The organism is Micromonospora sp. NPDC048868, assembly GCF_043198195.1.
GTDB lineage: Bacteria > Actinomycetota > Actinomycetes > Mycobacteriales > Micromonosporaceae > Micromonospora > Micromonospora reichwaldensis.
This window is the reverse complement of sequence record NZ_JBICUN010000003.1, coordinates 38,854-57,808: the sequence shown is the minus strand read 5'-3', so window position 1 is coordinate 57,808 and position 18,955 is coordinate 38,854. Positions and strand designations below refer to the sequence as shown.

Here is an 18,955-nt window from a genome sequence, read left to right as displayed (position 1 = left end):
CAGGCTCCCCATTCGCCGGCCAACGGCTAGTGACAAATTGCTTACGGCAAGTTCTTGATCGTCCATTCTTGTCGATCATAGTGTCCAGACGGGCAGCCGGCGTGACCCGCGCGGTGCCTTGGGGGGCATGGAGGGGCCGGATCCCGCTCATCCGAACGGAGACGAGCCCCTGCACCCTCCACCATGGCTCGTTCCACTCTGGGTCGTTCTGGAGGAGGCACCACCGAATGTTCACACGTCCACCCACCAGGCGCTGGGCCAGATCCCTGGTCAGCGCCGGTGCGGCGATGATCCTCGCCGCGACAGGCCTGGCCGCGACAGGGTCAGGCGCACAGGCCTCCCCGTCCGACAAGATCCGGCCGGAGCTCACGAAGGCACTCCAGGGCAAGACGGAGGGCGACTTCTGGATCCGCTTCAAGGACAAGGCGGACCTCAGCCAGGCCGCCGCCATCAAGGACTGGGCCAAGCGCGGCACCGCCGTCGCCGACGCCCTGAAGAAGACCGCCGCCGGCAGCCAGTCCAAGATCCGGGCCGAGCTCGACGGAACGGGCACGAAGTACGAGACCTTCTGGGCGACCAACGCGATCAAGGTCAGCGGCGGCTCCCTGACGATGGCGCAGAGCTTCGCCGCGCACGCCGAGGTCGAGGGCCTGTACGCCCCGGTCGCCTACAAGGTGCCCGAGGTCTCCGAGGGCACCGACGAGAAGACGGTGAACGCCCTCGAGTGGGGCATCGCGAACATCAACGCCGACGACGTCTGGTCCCAGTACGGTGCCAAGGGCGCCGGCATCACGGTGGCGAACATCGACACCGGGGTCCAGTTCGACCACCCCGCGCTGGTGAACTCCTACCGGGGCAACAACGGCGACGGCACGTTCGACCACAACTACAACTGGTACCGCGCCACCGGCTCCTGCGCCGCGCCCTGTGACACCAACGGCCACGGCACGCACACGATGGGCACGATGGCCGGCTCCGCCGGTGCGAACCAGATCGGCGTCGCACCCGACGTGAAGTGGATCGCGGCCAACGGCTGCTGCCCGAGCGACGCGGCGCTTGTCACCTCCGGCCAGTGGATGCTCGAGCCGACGGACCTCAACGGCCAGAACCCTGACGCGAGCAAGCGCCCGAACATCATCAACAACTCGTGGGGAACCACGCTGCCCTCCAACGACCCGTTCATGGAGGACGTGACGCTGGCCTGGACCGCGTCGGGCATCTTCGGCGTCTGGTCCAACGGCAACAGCGGATCGGCCTGCCAGACCAGCGGCTCACCGGGCAGCCTGGTCAGCAACTACTCCGCCGGCGCCTACGACGTCAACAACAACATCGCCAGCTTCTCCTCCCGCGGCGCCGGCCAGAACGGCGAGATCAAGCCCAACATCGCGGCGCCCGGCGTGAACGTCCGGTCGAGCATTCCGGGTGGCGGCTACGCCAGCTACAACGGCACCTCGATGGCCGCCCCGCACCTCGCGGGCGCGATCGCGCTGCTGTGGTCCGCCGCACCGGCGCTCGTCGGCGACGTCAACGCCACCCGCGCGCTGCTGGACAACTCGGCGACCGACAAGGCCGACACCCAGTGCGGCGGCACCACCGACGACAACAACGTGTTCGGCGAGGGCCGCCTGGACGCGCTCGCGCTGCTCAGCGCCGCCCCGATCGGCGACACCGGCACCCTGGCCGGCAAGGTCACGGACGCGACCACCGGCGCCCCGATCGCCGGCGCGACGGTCACCCTGACCGGCGCGGCGGACCGCGAGCTGACCACCGGGGCCGACGGGACGTACTCGTCCCTGCTCCCGGCCGGCGACTACCAGGTCGCCGTGGCGGCGTTCGGCTACCAGGCGAAGACCACGCCGGCCACGGTCGCCCGCAACGCGACCACGACCGTCGACGTGGCGCTGACGGCGGTGCCGAGCGTCACCGTCAGCGGCACCGTCACCGACGGCTCCGGGCACGGCTGGCCGCTCTACGCCAAGGTGACCGTGCAGGGCCAGTCGGGCGTGTCCGACTACACCACCCCCGTCAACGGCCGCTACAGCCTCAAGCTGCCGGCCGGCGCCACCTACGACCTGAAGGTCGAGTCGCAGTACCCGGGCTACCAGACGGTGACCAAGCAGGTCGTGGTCGGCACGGGTAACGCCACGGCCAACGTGGCGGTGCCGGTGCAGACCAACGCCTGCACGACCGCACCCGGCTACCGCTTCGGCTCCGACGGCGAGTACGAGACCTTCGACGGCAGCACCGTGCCGGCCGGCTGGTCCGTGATGGACCACGCCGCCAGTGGCCAGGTCTGGAAGTTCACGGACGACGGCGCCCGGGGCAACCTGACCGGCGGCACCGGCAACTTCGCGATCGTCGACAGCGACGAGTACGGCTCCGGCGGCAAGCAGGACACCTCGCTCGTCAGCCCGGTCGTCGACCTGACCGGTGTCACCGCACCGGTCATCCGGTTCAACCAGGACTACAACTGGCTGGGCAGCGACCGCGCCGACGTCGACCTCAGCCTCGACGGCGGGACCACGTGGACCAACGTGCTCCGGCAGGCGGCCGACGTCCGCGGCCCGAAGGTGACCGAGGTCGCCATCCCGCAGGCGGCCGGCCAGGCCCAGGCGCGGGTCCGGTTCCGCTACTACGACGCCTCGTACGAGTGGTGGTGGTCGATCGACAACGTCCTGATCGGCAGCCAGCTCACCTGCACGCCGATCGACGGCGGTCTGGTGCTCGGCCACGTCCGCGACAAGAACGACAACGGCTACGTCAACGGCGCCACCGTCACCAGCGACGACCGGCCGGCGGAGAAGGCCACCACCGTGGCGACCCCGGACGACACCGGGCTGGGGGACGGCTTCTACTGGCTGTTCTCGACGCTGACGGACACCCACAAGTTCACCGCCCGGGCCGGCAACTACGTCAGCCAGAGCAAGCAGGTCGACGTCCAGGCCGACTGGGCCACGGCGGCGAACTTCCAGCTCGCGGCCGGCCGCCTGTCGGTCAAGCCGGCCCAGGTCACCGGCACGGCCCGGATGCCCAGCGGCAAGGTCACCAAGGCGTTCACGGTGACGAACACCGGCGGGGCCCCGGTCTCCGTCGAGTTCAGTGAGCGTCCCGGCGGGTTCGAGCTGCTGCGGGCCGACGGGTCCCGGATGAGCAAGCAGGAGGTGCTCGGCTCCCAGGGCGCGCCGGTGCAGCGGCTCGAGGTCCCGACCTCGTTCGCGGCGAAGACGTCCGGCAAGTCGACGGCGGCGGCGTCGCCCGAGGCCGGCCCGCAGGCCGCGCCCTGGACCGACATCGCCAACTACCCGGCCGTGGTGATGGACAACCGGGTGGTCAACCTGGGCGGCAAGGTGTACTCCATCGCTGGCGGCACCGGCTCGGCGTCCTCGGCGAAGAACTACGCCTACGACCCGGTCGCGCAGACCTGGACCGCGATCGCCGATCTGCCCGGCGCGCGTACCGCCATGACGGTGGGCGTCCTGGACGGCAAGATCATCGCGACCGGCGGCTGGGCGGCGGCCGGCCCGGACGGCACCACCTGGTCGTACGACCCGGCGGCCAACACCTGGACGGAGAAGGCCGACAACCCGGCGCCGCGCTCCGCCGCCGGTCAGGCGGTCGCGGGCGGCAAGCTGTACGCCGTCGGTGGCTGCACCACGGCGTCCTGCACGCCGATGTCGAACGACGTCGTGCGGTACGACCCGGCCAGCGACAGCTGGGAGACCCTGGCGGACTACCCGAAGTCGGTGGCCTTCCTCTCCTGCGGCGGGATCGACGGCATCGTCTACTGCACCGGGGGCAACGACGGCTCCGCGGCGCAGAAGGCGAGCTACGCCTTCGACCCGGGCGCCAACACCTGGACGGCCATCGCCGACGCGCCGGCCGACAACTGGGCCAGCTCGTTCGCCGTGGCCAACGGGAAGTTCCTGGTCGTCGGCGGCTCGCAGGGTGGCGCCATCACCAACGTGGGCTTCGCCTACGACCCGGCCACCTCCTCGTGGTCGAGCCTGCCGAACGCCAACACGGCGCGCTACCGCGGCGGCGCGGCGTGCGGCTTCTACAAGGTCGGCGGCTCCTCCGGCGGCTTCACCGCGACGCGGGACAGCGAGGCGCTGCCCGGGTTCGAGGAGTGCGCCGTCAGCACCGCCGACGTCAGCTGGATGACGATCGACAAGACGGCGGCCACCCTGGCGCCGGGCGAGGCCGTCACGGTCAACGTCGGCATGACGGCGAACGTGGACCAGCCCGGCACCTACACCGCCTCGGTTGCCATCAAGGAGAACACCCCGTACACGGTGGAGCCGGTCGCGGTCACGATGAACGTGCTGCAGCCGACCACCTGGGGCAAGCTGATGGGCACGGTCACCGGGACGAGCTGCCAGGGTGCCAGCTCGCCGCTCCCCGGGGCCACCGTGCAGGTCGACTCGTGGGCGATGTCCTGGACGTTCTCCACGGACGCCGAGGGCAAGTACGCCTACTGGATGGACCGTCGGAACAACCCGTTGACGATGATCGTCGCCAAGGACGGCTGGAAGCCCCAGACCCGGCAGACGAGGATCAACACCACCACCCCCACGGTGGAGGACTTCGCGTTGTCTCCCGTGCGCTGCTGACGCCGACCGTCAGCTGACAGATCCGGCCCGCCGGGTTGCGACCAGGCGGGCCGGACCGCGTCGGAGGGGGCCTCGAAGAGGCGGGACGGGTCAGATCGACGCGAGACGGAAGCCGACCCCCCGGACCGCGTGGATCGACGCCGAGGCACCCAGCCGGGCGAGCTTGCGCCGCACCCTGCGCACCACCGAGTGCATGTCGGAGCCCCGCCCGAGGTGCACGTTGCCCCAGACCTCGAGGTGCAGCCGCTCGTAGGTCCAGACCTGCCCGGGCGCGCCGACCAGGCACCGCAGGAAGTCGTGCTCCAGGCGGGTCAACTCGACCTCGCGGTCCAGCCAGCGCAGCACCCGGCGGTCGGAGTCGACGCTCAGGTCGGTCGGCGGCGCCCCGATGCCATGCCCGGCCCCGGCCGTCACGACAGGGCCGACCGCCACTGGTCCGGCCGTCACGACCGGTTCGGCTGCCACGACAGGGCCCACTGCCACTGGTCCGGCCGTCACGACCGGTTCGGCCGTCACGACAGGGCCCACTGCCACTGGTCCAGCCGTCACGACCGGTTCGGCCGTCACGACGCGTGGGGCCGTCACGACGGGCGCGGGCGGAAGCACAGGTGTGCCGGGCACGCCGAGGAACGTGCGCGCCTGGTCGACGCTCGAGACGATCAGGAACGCCTCGGTCCCACCGAGCAGACGCGCGAGCTGCCTGCGTTCGGCCGGCGAAGAGGCGATGCCGATGACCAGCGGAGCCACCCCCCTCATTCCCACCCCTTCCGGTTCCCCACCCAACCCGGGGACAGATTCAGCCACGACGCCGATCAATAGGTCCACTGACCCTAGTGGTGGCTCGTCTCGCTTCGGTTAAAAACGGTGACGCGTAGGCGTCGATAAATTGACTGCATTCGGCGGGCCGAGTCGGGTCGTGGCCCTTCATGGTGGCTTGACCCTGTTCGGCGCGATGTGCTCTTCGGACGCGCGGTTTCGACGACCGACAATGGCCCGGCAGGTGCGCTCGGAAACCCCGCGTCGGTCCGGCGAATCGTCACGCCTCGGCCGGCGCCGCCGGCGATTTCGAGACTCCGGCCGACGCCGCGGCGCCGGCCGGGCGGTGAGCTTCTGGTGCCGGCGCTGGTGGCACGGGCGACGCCGGCCGGGCCCGGTCAGGCGCGGGCAGGCGACCAGCCGACGGGAACGAGCCGGGCTGCGTCGGCGCCCTCGCCCTGGAAGAGCAACCCGTCCCGGTCCGCCGCCACGATCCGGTCGACGTAGACGCCCCGACCCTGGCTGGAGGCGTCGGTGGTGCTGCTGAAGCGCAGGTGGGTCGCCCGGTCGGGCAACTCGACCGAGACCTGCCACCAGACCCGGCCGCCGTGGCCGGTGACCGTGCCGTCGCTGCTCCACCGCCGGTCGGCGTGGCGCAGCAGCAGGCGTCCCGGAGCCCACGTCGCTCCGCCGTCGGTGGAGACCTCGAAGCGGGCGCTGTCGAAGCGGGGCTCGGTGTCGTACCAGAACAGGAAGCTCGCCGTGCCGCCCCGCGCCGCCCGGCGCAGCGGGGCCGTGAGGGTGACGGTCGCGAGGTCGCGCGGGTCGGCCCGCCACGCCTCGCGGGACCGGGGTCGCACCGGCATCGCCTCGGCGAGATCGCGCGCGACGGCGCGCCGGGCGACGTTGTTGCTGCCCCAGCCGCGGTCAGGGTGCACCCGGTTGCTGAGCAGGATGACGAACGAGTGGGAGAGCGGGTCGACGACGATCGACGTCCCGGTGAAACCGGTGTGCCCGAACGCCACCGGGGAGGAGAGCCCCATCATGTACCAGTGCTTGTCGAGCTCGAAGCCCAGCCCGCGATCGCTCTCGGGGTAGGCCTGCTCCAGCGGGGCGTTGTAGTTGACCAGCATCGCGCGCACCGTGTCCGCCCGCAGGATGCGCCGCCCCCGGTACTCGCCGCCGTTGAGCAGGGACTGGCAGAGCACGGCCAGGTCCGCCGCGGTGGAGAACACCCCCGCGTGCCCGGCGACGCCGCCGAGCGACCACGCGTTCTCGTCGTGCACCTCACCCCAGACCATGCCCCGTCCGGCGTACGGCTGGTACTCGGTGGCGGCGATCCGCGACCGCCGCTGCGGCCCCGGGTTGTAGCCGGTGTCGGTCATGCCCAGCGGGGCGGTGACGCCGTCGGCGACGAGCGCGTCCAGCGGGCGGCCGGTCACCCGTTCCACAAGCACACCCAGCGCGATCAGCCCGAGGTCGGAGTACACGTACCGGGTACCGGGCTCCGCACCGGGCGCGAGCGGCGTGGCGAGCGCGGCGGCGAACCGCTCCGCCGGCGTCGGGTACCTGCTCCACAGGGGGACGAAGGCGGGCAGACCCGAGGTGTGGGTGAGCAGCATCCGTACGGTGACCGCCGCCTTGCCGCCGGCGGCGAACTCCGGGACGTACCGGGCGACCGGCGCGTCGAGGTCCACCCGTCCCCGCTCGACCTGCTGCATGGCCACGATGGTCGTGAACAGCTTCGACACCGACGCCAGGTCGAAGATGGTGTCGGGCCGCATCGGGATCTGCTCGTCGGCGGGGAGTTCCACCCCTGCCAGCCCGGGCGGCGGGCCGACGGCGGCGTACTTGGCTGCGGCACCCACCGCGGCGTGCTGCACGACCACGCCGTCCTTGGCCGCCAGGACCACGGCGCCCGCGTACGCGGGATGGTTGGGGTGGTCCGGCGTCGGCTCGAGGTACGCCGCCAGGTCGGCGGGCATGCGGTCCACGTGCTCGGGGAGCAGACCGACCTGGCGGGCGTGGCCGGGCCGCAGCGTGTCGTGCCGGAAGTGGATGTCGGCGGGCGTGACGACCGGCGGCGCCGAGCCGGCCGGCGGCGGCGTGGCCGAGGCCGCCGTGGCCGGCAGCGCCGCGCCCAGGACGGCCACGGTCAGGCCGATCGCGAGTGGTCGGAGCGCGGGTGGGCGGAGCGACGACATGGTGGGTTGCCTCCCTACCAGCTCATGCCGTGGCCGTAGGGATAGAGCACGGTGCCCGCGCCCTCGGCCGTGGGGATCGTGACGGGAAGCCGCCCACGGGGGGACAACTCGCCGTGCAGCGCGCGGACGAGGGCGTCCATCGCCGCCCGCGTGTACGAGTAGGTCGCCAGGTAGGTGGTCACGCCCGGCAGGTACGCGACGTCGTAGGGGTCCCGCACCGCGACCACCACCACGGGCTTGCCCGTGCCGAGCAACGCGGCGACGAGACGCCGCTGGGTGCCGCGCGGATCGGTGACGGTCGTGTCCCACGCCTTGTTGGTCAGCACGACGGTGAGGTCGTGCCCGGCCGCCAGCGCGGCCGTCGCGGCGATCGTCTGATCCGAGGGCAGGGTCGCGGGCCGGGCGGTGGCCCGGGCGCCGCGGGCGGTGAACCCGTCGGCGACGGTCTCGACCGGCGCGAAGGCGGCGCTGTTCCAGCCGGTGACCAGCACCGAGCGCTGTGCGGGGTCCAGCGGCAGCAGCCCCGCGTCGTTGCGGACGGCGGTGAGGGTCGGGTCGGTGACCCGCGCGACGGCGGCGAGGTGCTCGGGCGCCCCGACCGTCCGTACGGCCTGCTCGACGTCGACCAGCGGCGACCGGGCGAGGCCCTGCCGGTACTTCATGGCGAGGATGCGCCGGACCGACTCGTCGACCCGCCGCTCGGTCAGCTCGCCGGTGGCGACGGCCCGCAGCACCGCGTCCCGGGCCAGCCGCAGGTCCGGCGGCATCAGGAGCTGGTCGGCGCCGGCCTTGAGCGCCAGCACGGGCACCCGGTCGTCGCCGTACTTGCGCCGCACGCCGGCCATGTTCAGCGCGTCGGTGACGATGACCCCCCGGAAACCGAGCTCGCCGCGCAGCACGCCGGTGAGGATCGTCGGCGACAGCGTGGCCGGGTCGCCGGAGGGGTCGAGCGCGGGTACCACGATGTGCGCCGTCATGATCGATTCGACGCCGGCGCTGATCGCCCGCCGGAACGGCGGCGCGTCGATCCGGTCCCACTCCTGTCGGGTGTGGTCGATGACCGGCAGGTCGGTGTGGCTGTCCGTGGCCGTGTCGCCGTGGCCGGGGAAGTGCTTCGCCACCGCGGTCACGCCGGCGCCGTCCTGGAACCCGGCGACCTGGGCGGCGGTCAGCTCGGACACCAGGTGGGGGTCGGCGCCGAAGGACCGTACGCCGATCACCGGGTTGCCGGGGTCGACGTTGACGTCGGCGATCGGCGCGTACGGCTGGTGGATGCCGACCGCGCGCAGCTCGCGTCCGGTGACCTTCGCGGCCTCGCGCGCGGCGGCGGGGGACCGCCCGGCGCCCAGGGCCATCGACCCGGGGAACTGCGCGGCGGGGGCGGGCATGCGCAGCACCACGCCCTGCTCCTGGTCGGTGGAGACGAGCAGGGGCACCCGCCCCTTCGTGCCGTCGCCGACGGCGGCCCGCTGCAACCCGTTGGAGAGGGTGGCGATCTGGCGCGGGCTGTCCAGGTTGTGCGACCACGAGAAGTAGCAGACGCCGCCGAGGTGGAACTCGTCGACGACCTCGGCGGGCGTCTCGACGCCGAACGCCGCGCGGTTGGCGGCGCGGTCGGCGGCCGAGGGTTCGGTGGCGTCGGCGCCGTAGACGTAGGTGGCGAAGAGCTGGCCGACCTTCTGCGCCAGGCTCATGTGCCGCAGTGTCGAGGTGACCCAGCCGTGCTCGTCGCCCGGTGAGCGCGCGGGCGCGGCGGAGGCCTGGACGGGCAGCGGTGCGAGGGTGGTCGACAGGGTGACCACCAGGACGGTCGCGGTAACGAGTCGGGCCTTCATCGACGACGACCTCTCAGTCCGGGTGGCTGAAACTTAGCTACGCATCGATGAATCGTCAAGAAGGATTGCTACAGGCCGGGCCGAACTCCGGCGCGGACGGCGGGACGGCGACGGACGCGGCCGGACACGTCTTTCGCGACGCGACGGAACCCGCAGGGCGCCGGTGGTGTCATGAACGTGTCCCCATCGGAGGTACCCCTGAACGACGACGACCTGGTCACCCGCGCCCGGGCGGGCGACCTGGAGGCGTACGAACTCCTGGTCGCCCGGCACACCACGTCCGCGTATCGGACGGCGGTGCTGCTCGGCGCGGGTCCGGACGCGGAGGACGTCATCCAGGAGGCGTTCGTGAAGGGTCATCGCAAGATCTCCCGCTACCGGGAGAGGCGTCGTTCCGGTCGTGGCTGCTGGCGATCGTGGCCAACGAGACCCGCAACCTGCACCGGTCGCGCGGCCGGCGCGACGGGCTCGCCCTGCGTGCGGCCGTCGCGAACCCGCCCGCGGAGATCGGCGAGGACGCCGCCGTCGAGGCCGTCCTCGCCGGGGAGCGCCGGGCCACCCTGGTGCGGGCCCTGCGCTCGCTGCCGGTGAAGGACCGTGAGGTGATCGTGTGCCGGTTCTTCCTCGACCTCAGCGAGGACGAGACCGTGACCATGCTGGGCTGGCCGCGCGGCACGGTGAAGTCGCGGACCTCCCGGGCACTGGCGAAGCTCCGCGGCCTGCTCGACGTCGCGGAGGTGCGCCGTGGATGACCTCGAACGCGAACTGCGCGACCTCGACACCTGGCTGGAGACGCCCGACCCGCCCGACGTGACCGCCCGGGTACGCGCACGCCTCGCCGCGCCCCCGCCGAAACGACGCCGGTGGCGCCACCTCGTCGCCGCGGCCCTCGCCGCCCTGGTCGTGGCGGCGCTGCCGCCGGGGCGCGCCGCCCTCGCCGACGCCGCCGCCGGGTTGCTGCGCTTCGCCGGGATCACGATCGCCACGACGCCCGACCCGGCGCGCCCCACCGGCGCGGCCTCCCCACTGCCGACGCAGCGGCCCGCCACCGTGGCCGAGGCGCAGCGGAAGGTGCGCTTCCCCGTCCGCACCCCGACGAAGCTGGGCCCGCCCGAGCAGGTGCTGGTCGCCGACCCGGACGGTGCGGGCTTCTGCCGGGTGGCGACGCTGCTCTACCGCGGGGGAGCGCTGCGCATCGACGCCTTCGACGGCCGCCTCGACCTGGCCTTCCACAAGGAGAGCAGCGCGGCGGGTGCCAGCTGGGTCCAGGTCGACGGCGGTTTCGCCGTCTGGATCGGCGCCCCGCACCCGGTCTCCTACGTGGATCGCGCCGGCACCGTCCGGGTGGAGACCGCGCGGCTCGCCGCCGCCACCCTGATCTGGCAGGGGCGCGACGTCAGCTACCGCATCGAGGGCGACCTCACCAGGCCCGAGGCGATCGAGATCGCCAGGTCGCTGGGGTAGGGAGGTCGTGCTGGCCACCCCGCAGGCCCGGGTCGGGAACCCGGGGGAGCCGGCCGGTGTCCCGACAGTGAGAAAGCACGAGCAGGTCGTCGGGAGGCGTGAGATGGGTTCAGCGCGCAGGGTGTTGCTGGGGGCAGTGGTCCTGGTGGCGGGGTGTACGACAGCGGGACGGCCCGCCCCGCCGGCCGCCTCTCCGCCCGCCCCGCAGACCGTCTCTCCGGCCGTGACGGCGTCGGCCGGCGCGGCCGGGAGGGCAGTCACCGACGGCTGCGGTTCCCGGGTCGAGACGGGGCCGCTGCCCGACTGGGCGGACGCCGGGTTCAGCGGGAGCACCCGGATGCCGCACGTCCTCGGCGCGCGCGGCGAGATCGTCGCGGTGCTGTTCGGACACCCGCTGAGCCGGTCCAGGAAGCACGGGACGAACAACAAGATCCTCTGGGTCGCCCGTCCCGCCGCGACGCCCCCCGCCGCGACCACCCCGGACGCCCTGCGGATCACCGCGACCCTGGACGGCGCCGGAACCCGGGTGACCCGGGAGGTCGCCGGCGGTCCGGGGCCGTCGATCGTCGACCTGCCGCGGGCCGGCTGCTGGCACCTCGAACTGCGCTGGTCCGGGCGCACCGACGTGCTGGACCTCGTCTACGCGGACAGCTAGGCCCACGGGCCCCCGACTGTGCCGGGGGCGTCGGACGCCGCCGCTCCCACTCGTCCGCGATCACATCTCCACGGGCCGGGCCGGCGAGGTGCGCCGACGCCACGGCGGGGGCAGCCGGGTCGACCGGAGGGGACAGCGGCGTCGCCACCGCCGGCCCGGTCGACGCAGGTCGCCCCCGCCGTGGCGCGGTACGTGCGGGAGGGGCTCGGTCAGGGGGCGCAGTTGGTGAGTTCAGGGCTGGACGGGGTGCCGGTGGAGGGTCCGAAGAAGAGCAACGCGCAGGCGCTGAAGAAGGTCGGGTTCTCCTCGGCGATCCAGTGGCCGGTGTCGGGGGCCACGACGGTGCGGACGTCGTCGGCCACCTGCTGGTAGGAGGCGGCGACGGCGGGTCCGAACACGGACTGGGCGCCCATGGCCATCACGGGAATGGTCAGGCGCTTCGACTGGGCGTGGGCCTGGTTGTCGGCGGCGTCGGCCTTGAACGCCCGGTAGTACTCGTATCCCGCCGTCCGCTTCGCCGGATCGGAATACGCGCGGTAGTAGACGTTGCGGTCGATCGCCTCCGGATGCTGCGCGCGGTCGAAGAGCATTCCCAGATAGGTGGGGACGTCCTCGTTGTCCATGATGCGTTCCGGGATGGGCGCGGGTGAGGCGTTGAAGAGGAAGTGCCAGCTGATCCCGTAGAAGTTCTCCAGTCCGAATCCCGACAGCGGGCTCTCGACGACGCCGATCCGGGTGACCTCGGTGGGGAAGTCGCGGGCGTAGTTGTAGGCGACCATGGCACCGAGGTCGTGACCGATCAGGGCCACCTGGGTGAAGCCGAGCTGGTTGACCGCCTGCCGGATCCGGCGCGCCGTGGTGGCCTTGTCGTAGCCGCCGGCCGGGGCCGTGGAGGCGCCCAGGCCGGGCAGGTCGAACGTGATCACGGTGTGCTGCTGGGCGAGGCTGGGCAGCACCTTGTGCCACACCCACGACGTCTGCGGCCAGCCGTGCAGCAGCACCAGCGGCGAGCCGCTCCCGCTGGTGGTGTAACGCAGGCTCGCGCCGTCGACCGTGACGTTGCCCTGGCGTACGGCGTGGCCGCCGACGGGCGCCGCGGCCGGCTCCGGCAGCGGCGCGGGGGCCACGGCCGCGGCACCCGCGCCCGCCCCGCCCACGAGCGCCACCCCGAGCGCGGCCGCGACGGCGATCCGCCTGCCCCGACGACGCGAATCACTGCCGAAAGCTGTCTTCACCGCAGAACTCAACGCAGACAATTGCATGGACACTTCGCTTTCCGTGAGTTGGCGACCGCATCGGACGGTCGGATCAAACAAAGCGGAAACGGCGGCGTTCACAAGCGCGCCACGGATGCCGATCGAGCGGCTCCGGAAATGTTACAACGGATGTCAAGGCGTCGATCGATTGTGGCGTTTCGGCAAAACTCTCCGGCCCGTGCCGTGGACACAAACGTCGATACCCGCTTCCGCGCCGGACGCCCGGCGGTGACGACCGCGACCACGCCTGCCGTCGCGGCGCTCCAGGGCCACAGTCGAGGGTCGCGGCAGCTTTGCCGTGGCTCCGTAGCGCGTGGCAGGATATCGGCCATGACAAGCGACGAGCAGGTGAAAGCCAGCCACCGTAACACCCCGACGAGCGACGCATTCCGCGCTTTCATCGCCTCCGGCTGGGCCACTACGGATGCGGCACCTGTCCCGCGCGCGGAGGTCGCCGAGCACGCGGCCCGCCGCCGGGCGGCCTTGTCACGCCGGTTCCCGGGCGAGCGCCTCATCATCCCCGCCGGCGGCCTCAAGGTGCGCAGCAACGACACCGACTACACCTTCCGCCCGCACACGGCCTTCGCCTGGCTGACCGGTCTCGGGTTCGACACCGAGCCCGACAGCGTCCTGGTGCTGGACCCCAGGCCCGACGGCCACGAGGCGATCCTGTTCTTCCGGCCGCTCGCGCCGCGCGACAGCGAGGAGTTCTTCGCGGACTCCCGGTTCGGCGAGTTCTGGGTCGGACCCCGCCCGACGATGCGCGAGATCGAGCAGCGGCTGGGCATCGGCACCCGGCACATCGACTCGCTCCCGGACGTCCTGGCCAAGGACGCCGGCGCGACCGTGGTGCGCGTGGTGCGGGGGGCCGACGGCGAGCTCGCCCGGCTCGTCGACGAGACCCGGGCCCAGGCGGAGACGCCCGCGTCGGTCACGCAGCAGCACGAGGCGGACGAGGAGCTGGCCCGCCACCTGTCGGGGATGCGACTGTGCAAGGACGAGTGGGAGGTGGGCGAGATGCGCAAGGCGATCGCCGCCACCCACCGGGGCTTCGATGCCATCATCGCCGGGCTGCCCGAGGCCGTCGGCAAGGAGCGCGGCGAGCGGTGGGTCGAGGGTCTCTTCGGCCTGTACGCCCGCCACGACGGCAACGGCATCGGCTACGAGACGATCTGCGCGTCCGGCGACCACGCCAACACCATCCACTGGACGAAGAACACCGGTCCGGTCCGCGAGGGCGACCTCATCCTGGTGGACGCCGGTGTCGAGGTCGACTCCCTCTACACCGCCGACATCACGCGCACCCTCCCGGTGACCGGCCGCTTCACCGACGTGCAGCGCAAGATCTACGAGGCGGTCCTGGAGGCGCAGGAGGCCGGCCTGGCGGCGGTGAAGCCGGGCAACAAGTTCAGCGACATCCACGCCGCCGCGAACGTGGTCATCGCCCGACGGCTGCACGAGTGGGGGCTGCTGCCGGAGGGGGTGACCCTCGAGCAGACGCTGGACCGGGAGAGCGGCGGCTGGCACCGGCGGTGGATGGTCCACGGCACGTCCCACCACCTGGGCATGGACGTGCACGACTGCCAGATGCTGCTGCGTCAGGAGTACATGGACGGCGAGCTGAAGCCCGGGATGATCCTGACCGTCGAGCCCGGCCTGTACTTCAAGGCCGACGACCTGCTGGCGCCGGCGGAGTTCCGCGGCATCGGCGTCCGGATCGAGGACAACGTGCTGGTCACCGAGGACGGTCACGAGAACCTGTCGTCGGCCATGCCGCGTACCGCCGACGACGTCGAGGCCTGGATCGACCGGGTGCGCTCCGGCGCGGGTGCCTGAGCACCCCGCGACCGACCGGCCGGCACGTGCGGGCGCTCAGCGCCCGCTCGTGCCGGCCGCACCGGCCGTCGCGCACCGCTGAGCCCGCCGGGCACCGCGATCCGGTGCCCGGCGGGCGGCGGTACGCGCGCGACGGCCCCACCCGGCCGGCGACGGCGCTCAGCCGCCGTGGAAGGTGCAGCCGATCTTCGCGCCGCCGGCCATGCTGACCACCCCGACCCCCGGGTCGGTGCTGCCACGGACGAGGCAGCCGGCGTAGCCGTCCTCGCCGACGACGTCGCGGTCGGCCAGGTAGACCCCCCAGTTGAGGTAGAGGTCCCGCACGCCGCCCGCGCCGTCGGCGAACGGCTCGGCGGCGGGCCGGACCCGGCGTTGCAGCACGTACGGGCCGTCCAGCGCGGCGTCGAGCCGGGCCTGCCACTCGTCGCCGCCCACCGTCCACCCGGCCAGTACGCCGTTGCCCCCGTGCAGCAGCGTCGGCTTCAGGATCAGCTCGTCCTGCCGGGCCCGGGCGTAGGCGAGCAGGTCGACCTCGGCCCCCTCGGGATCGGTGCCGCGCGGGCGGACGTGCCGGGTCCACGGCAGGAGCCGGTCGATGCAGGCCAGCTCGTCGGCGTCGAACAGGTGCCGGTGCCGGTCGTCGGAGAGCATGGCCAGGGTGCCCTTGTTGCCGTAGAGCTCGGCGTCCAGGCGGCTGAACAGGCCGACCTTCTCCTGCTCCGCGGCGACGAGCAGCGGCTCCACCTGGGCCGCCGCCGTCGGGTCGGCCAGGTCCTCGGGCAGGAAGTAGCGCACGACGACGTCGACGGCGCGGCCCGCCACGGTCGGCCGGCCCTGCGGGTACGTGAACTGGCCGAGGTGGCAGCCGATCCCCTCGATCCCGTACCCGGCGAGCAGCTCGGCGAACACCTCGAGCCGGCCGCCCACGATGGAGTAGTTCTCCGTCGTGTCCACCACGGCGACGACGGGCGGCCGGTCCGTGGGGATCATCGCGGCGCACTCGGCGTACATCATCCGCACGATGCAGCCCAGCGTGTCCGGGTACCGGAGCCCGTGCCGGTCCACGAACTCCCGCAGCGGCGGGTACGCCAGCATCGCCCGGTTGATGTCGGCGGACTCGAAGCCGCCGAGGGCGCTGGTGAGGTTGAACTCGAGCAGCCGGAACCCCGCGCCGTCGTGGTAGAGGTCGGCGCGGCCCAGCGGGACGAGCGACCCGACGCGGGCGCCGCGCGTGATCAGCGCCGTCTGCCGGGGATCCATGCCGACGGCCTCGGCCAGTGCGGTGAGGTCCCCGTCGAACACCCGCTCCGGCAGGGCGCGCAGCAGGTCGTAGACCGTGCGCAGGTCCCGGGCGACGGCCCGGCACTCGCTCTCCGCCAGGAAGGCGGGGGCGCTCATGAACCGGTCCCGGTACGGCTCGAGGATGACCGAGTCCAGGGCGGCGGCCGTCGGGTCGTCCGTCGACGCGCTCCGCGCGACGTGCTCGGCGTACGCGCGGCCCAGTGGCGACCTGCTCACTGCGGGCGGCCGGGTGGTCGTCATGGTGTGTCCTCTCGGGGCGGGGGCGCGTCCGGTTCGGGGCGGGCGGGGCCGGCAGGGGGTGCGGCGGCGGTCGTCATCCGGCGCCGGTCGAGCTTCGCCGGCGGGTGGGCGGACGTGCCATTCCCTCCCCCTTTTCGATCTGCCGATACACCACCGTCGACAATTCGGCCGGACCGTCCGAAAATGCCGGCACGGTGGAGCTGACGAGGATAGTCGCAAATGGTCGTGGCGGCGTCGAGGGCGAAGTGCCGTCGGCACCGCGCGACGGTTCGGTGACCCGCCGGGCGACCGCGCGGGCAGCTCGGGCGTACGACCTGCCCGGAGGCCCTCCGCAGCGCCGCGAGCGGTCGGGTGGCTGCCACCGCACGTCGCCCGTTCGCGGGCTCTGTGACGGTTCACACTCCAGCCTGGACTGTCGCGAGAGTGACGTAACAGCCGGGTCCACTCGGCGTGGCCATCTGATAGCTTCGATGCCGACGGAACGCTGCGGCTGACTGAGCGCAACGGCCGCATTGGTTGTCGTGCAGGTAAACGGGGGCTTCTTCGGTTAATACGTCGAGACTTCTGAGATCAAGGTATATGTCCGATTGTTGTTCGACTCGGCAATTCCGGCCGAACGGATTCCGCCGAACGACTCCCGGTCACGACGTGTTCCGACATCCGCCCGGCGCACCCGTATCCCGACTGTCCACCGACCGCGACGCCCCGAGGGCGGCCGCGCCGCCGTGGGCGTCGCGCGGGCCGTCCGGGCACCCGCATCCCATCCCTCGCCCGGCGGTCGTGGACCGGCCGGCTCCGGCGCCCTGGAGGCACGCCTTGAGTCTCACCGCGGACGTGACCGACGCCGAGGTCCGCGTCGTCGAACCGGCCACCGTCGCCGTCATCGGCACCGGGGCGATCGGCCAGGACCTGATCAGCAAGATCCACCGATCCGCCCTGCTTGACTGCCGCCTGGTGGCCGGGCGCAATCCGGACTCGGCGGGCCTGCGGCACGCCGAGCGGTTCGGCTACCCCGTCAGCGCCGCCGGGATCGACGCCGTGCTGGCGGCGGGGGACGCGTTCGACGTCGTGTTCGACGCCACCAACGCGGCGTCGCACCTGCGCCACTGGTCGCTGCTGGAGCCGCTCGGCCCGCTGGTGGTCGACATGACGCCCAGCCGGGTGGGCCGGATGGTGGTGCCGACCGTGACCGGGGTGGAGGCGACGACCGGGCGCAACATCAACCTGATCAGCTGCGGCGGTCAGGCGTCCATCCCGGTCGCGCACGCGCTCGCCGCCCGCTTCCCGGTGAGCTACCTCGAGGTCGTCTCGACGGTAGCCAGCGACGTCGCGGGCCGCGGCACCCGGCTGAACCTCGACGAGTACGTGGCGACGACCCGGCACGCCGTCACGACGTTCTCCGGCGTACGCGACGTCAAGGCCATCCTCAACATCAGCCCGGCGGTGCCGCCGGCGACGTTCCGGACGGCCGTGCACGCGCGGATCCCCGGCGCCGACGTCGCCGCGGTGCGCGCGGCGGTCGACCCGGTGGCCGAGCAGGTGCGCTCGTTCGCCCCAGGCTACGCGGTGACCGCCTGCACCGTGGTCGACGACCGGGTGACGGTCGCCCTCCAGGTCACCGCCCACAGCGACGTGCTGCCCCGGTACGCGGGCAACCTCGACATCATCAACTCGGCCGCCATCCTGGTCGCCGAGCAGCACGCGGCCCGGCTGGGCCGGAGCGCCCGGACGGAGGCGGCCCGATGAGGAACGTCGTGATCCACGACCCGACGCTGCGCGACGGCCAGCACGCGGTCCGCCACCAGCTCGGGGCCGTCGCCCTGCGCCGGTACGCGGAAGCGGCGGACGCGGCGCGGATCCCGGTGGTCGAGGTCGGCCACGGCAACGGCCTCGGCGCGTCGTCACTGCAGGTCGGTCAGGCCGCGGTCAGCGACGACGAGATGCTGTCGACGGTCCGGGAGGCGCTGCGGCACAGCCGGATGGGCGTGTTCATGCTGCCGGGCTGGGGCACCTCCGACGACCTGCGGCGCGCGATCGGCCACGGCGCCGACGTCGTCCGCATCGGCGTGCACGCCACCGAGACGTCGCTGGCCGAGCGCCACCTCGACGTCCTTCGCGAGGCCGGCGCCGAGGCGCACTGCGTGCTGATGATGAGCCACATGGCGTCCCCCGCCGAGCTGGCCGAGCACGCCGCGCAGGCCGTCGCGTACGGCGCGCAGGCGGTCGGGATCATGGACTCGGCGGGTCACTTCCTGCCCGCCGACGTCACCGCGCGGATCGGTGCGATCGTCGCGGCGGTCGACACGCCGGTGATCTTCCACGGCCACGACAACCTCGGCATGGCCGTCGCCAACTCGGTGGCCGCGGCGCAGGCCGGCGCCCTGATCATCGACGGTTGCGCGCGGGGCTTCGGCGCCGGGGCGGGCAACACGCAGCTCGAGGTGCTCGTCCCCGTGCTGGAGCGCAGCGGCTTCGCGACCGGCATCGACCTGTACGCGCTCCTCGACGCCGCCGACCTCGCGGAACGCGAGCTCATGCCCGCACCTCCGGTCACCGCCTCGATGTCCATCGTGAGCGGCCTGGCCGGGGTGTTCTCCGGGTTCAAGCACCGGGTGGTCGAGCTGTCCGGCCGCGCCGGCGTCGACGCGCGCGACGTGTTCTTCGAGCTCGGCAGGCGACAGGCCATCGCCGGCCAGGAGGACCTGATCGTGGACGTGGTGGCGGAGTTGAGCGCCCGCAGGGCCAACGCGTGACCGGCCGCGCACCGCGGCCCTCAGCAGTGAGGAAAGGCGACATG

Annotated in this window: 12 protein-coding genes and 1 pseudogene; 8 read left to right on the top strand and 5 right to left on the bottom strand. The window is 72.7% G+C overall.

Annotated features, from left to right (window positions below):
- Window positions 1-227 precede the first annotated feature (227 nt).
- Window positions 228-4,610: a S8 family serine peptidase gene (locus ACGFNF_RS05320; protein WP_393165920.1), complete on the top strand. Its 4,383-nt coding sequence runs from the start codon at window positions 228-230 to the stop codon at window positions 4,608-4,610.
- A gap of 90 nt (window positions 4,611-4,700) precedes the next feature.
- On the opposite strand, the gene ACGFNF_RS05315 is transcribed toward ACGFNF_RS05320, so the two are convergent.
- The 3 genes from ACGFNF_RS05315 to ACGFNF_RS05305 all read right to left on the bottom strand — a co-directional run bounded on the left by ACGFNF_RS05315 (window position 4,701) and on the right by ACGFNF_RS05305 (window position 9,405).
- Entirely contained in the window at window positions 4,701-5,057 is a 357-nt protein-coding gene (locus ACGFNF_RS05315) for a winged helix-turn-helix domain-containing protein (protein WP_393165918.1), read from the bottom strand.
- A gap of 707 nt (window positions 5,058-5,764) precedes the next feature.
- A complete protein-coding gene (locus ACGFNF_RS05310; RefSeq protein ID WP_393165916.1) occupies window positions 5,765-7,570 on the bottom strand; it encodes a serine hydrolase in 1,806 nt (601 codons plus the stop codon).
- Between the two features lie 14 nt (window positions 7,571-7,584).
- On the bottom strand, window positions 7,585-9,405 hold the full coding sequence (locus ACGFNF_RS05305; protein ID WP_393165914.1) for a glycoside hydrolase family 3 protein: 1,821 nt from the start codon (window positions 9,403-9,405) through the stop codon (window positions 7,585-7,587).
- A gap of 171 nt (window positions 9,406-9,576) precedes the next feature.
- On the opposite strand from ACGFNF_RS05305, the pseudogene ACGFNF_RS05300 reads away from it, so the two are divergent.
- The 4 genes and pseudogenes from ACGFNF_RS05300 to ACGFNF_RS05285 form a co-directional block, all read left to right on the top strand.
- Window positions 9,577-9,735: pseudogene (locus ACGFNF_RS05300) on the top strand (RNA polymerase sigma factor); the annotation flags it as partial.
- An 86-nt stretch (window positions 9,736-9,821) separates the two neighbouring features.
- Window positions 9,822-10,157 (top strand): RNA polymerase sigma factor, encoded by a 336-nt coding sequence (locus ACGFNF_RS05295; protein ID WP_393165912.1) that lies wholly within the window; start codon window positions 9,822-9,824, stop codon window positions 10,155-10,157.
- Window positions 10,150-10,869: a hypothetical protein gene (locus tag ACGFNF_RS05290; RefSeq protein ID WP_393165910.1), complete on the top strand. Its 720-nt coding sequence runs from the start codon at window positions 10,150-10,152 to the stop codon at window positions 10,867-10,869. Before ACGFNF_RS05295 ends, ACGFNF_RS05290 begins: the two co-directional genes overlap by 8 nt.
- A gap of 223 nt (window positions 10,870-11,092) precedes the next feature.
- Window positions 11,093-11,524, top strand: coding sequence for a hypothetical protein (locus ACGFNF_RS05285; RefSeq protein ID WP_393165908.1), 432 nt, complete (start codon window positions 11,093-11,095; stop codon window positions 11,522-11,524).
- Between the two features lie 209 nt (window positions 11,525-11,733).
- Here ACGFNF_RS05285 and ACGFNF_RS05280 read toward each other — a convergent pair whose 3' ends face one another.
- Window positions 11,734-12,759, bottom strand: a complete 1,026-nt coding sequence (locus ACGFNF_RS05280) for an alpha/beta fold hydrolase (RefSeq protein WP_393165906.1) — start codon at window positions 12,757-12,759, stop codon at window positions 11,734-11,736.
- A gap of 351 nt (window positions 12,760-13,110) precedes the next feature.
- On the opposite strand from ACGFNF_RS05280, the gene ACGFNF_RS05275 reads away from it, so the two are divergent.
- On the top strand, window positions 13,111-14,616 hold the full coding sequence (locus ACGFNF_RS05275) for an aminopeptidase P family protein (RefSeq protein WP_311414521.1): 1,506 nt from the start codon (window positions 13,111-13,113) through the stop codon (window positions 14,614-14,616).
- A 159-nt stretch (window positions 14,617-14,775) separates the two neighbouring features.
- Here ACGFNF_RS05275 and ACGFNF_RS05270 read toward each other — a convergent pair whose 3' ends face one another.
- Window positions 14,776-16,158, bottom strand: coding sequence for a hypothetical protein (locus tag ACGFNF_RS05270; protein WP_393165904.1), 1,383 nt, complete (start codon window positions 16,156-16,158; stop codon window positions 14,776-14,778).
- An 816-nt stretch (window positions 16,159-16,974) separates the two neighbouring features.
- Between ACGFNF_RS05270 and ACGFNF_RS05265 the strand changes: the two genes are divergently transcribed.
- Together ACGFNF_RS05265 and dmpG are read left to right on the top strand one after the other, a co-directional pair.
- A complete protein-coding gene (locus ACGFNF_RS05265) occupies window positions 16,975-17,904 on the top strand; it encodes an acetaldehyde dehydrogenase (acetylating) (RefSeq protein WP_357579143.1) in 930 nt (309 codons plus the stop codon).
- Window positions 17,901-18,911: a 4-hydroxy-2-oxovalerate aldolase gene (dmpG, locus tag ACGFNF_RS05260; protein WP_393165902.1), complete on the top strand. Its 1,011-nt coding sequence runs from the start codon at window positions 17,901-17,903 to the stop codon at window positions 18,909-18,911. The genes ACGFNF_RS05265 and dmpG overlap by 4 nt, the downstream gene beginning before the upstream one ends.
- The last annotated feature ends 44 nt before the right edge of the window (window positions 18,912-18,955 follow it).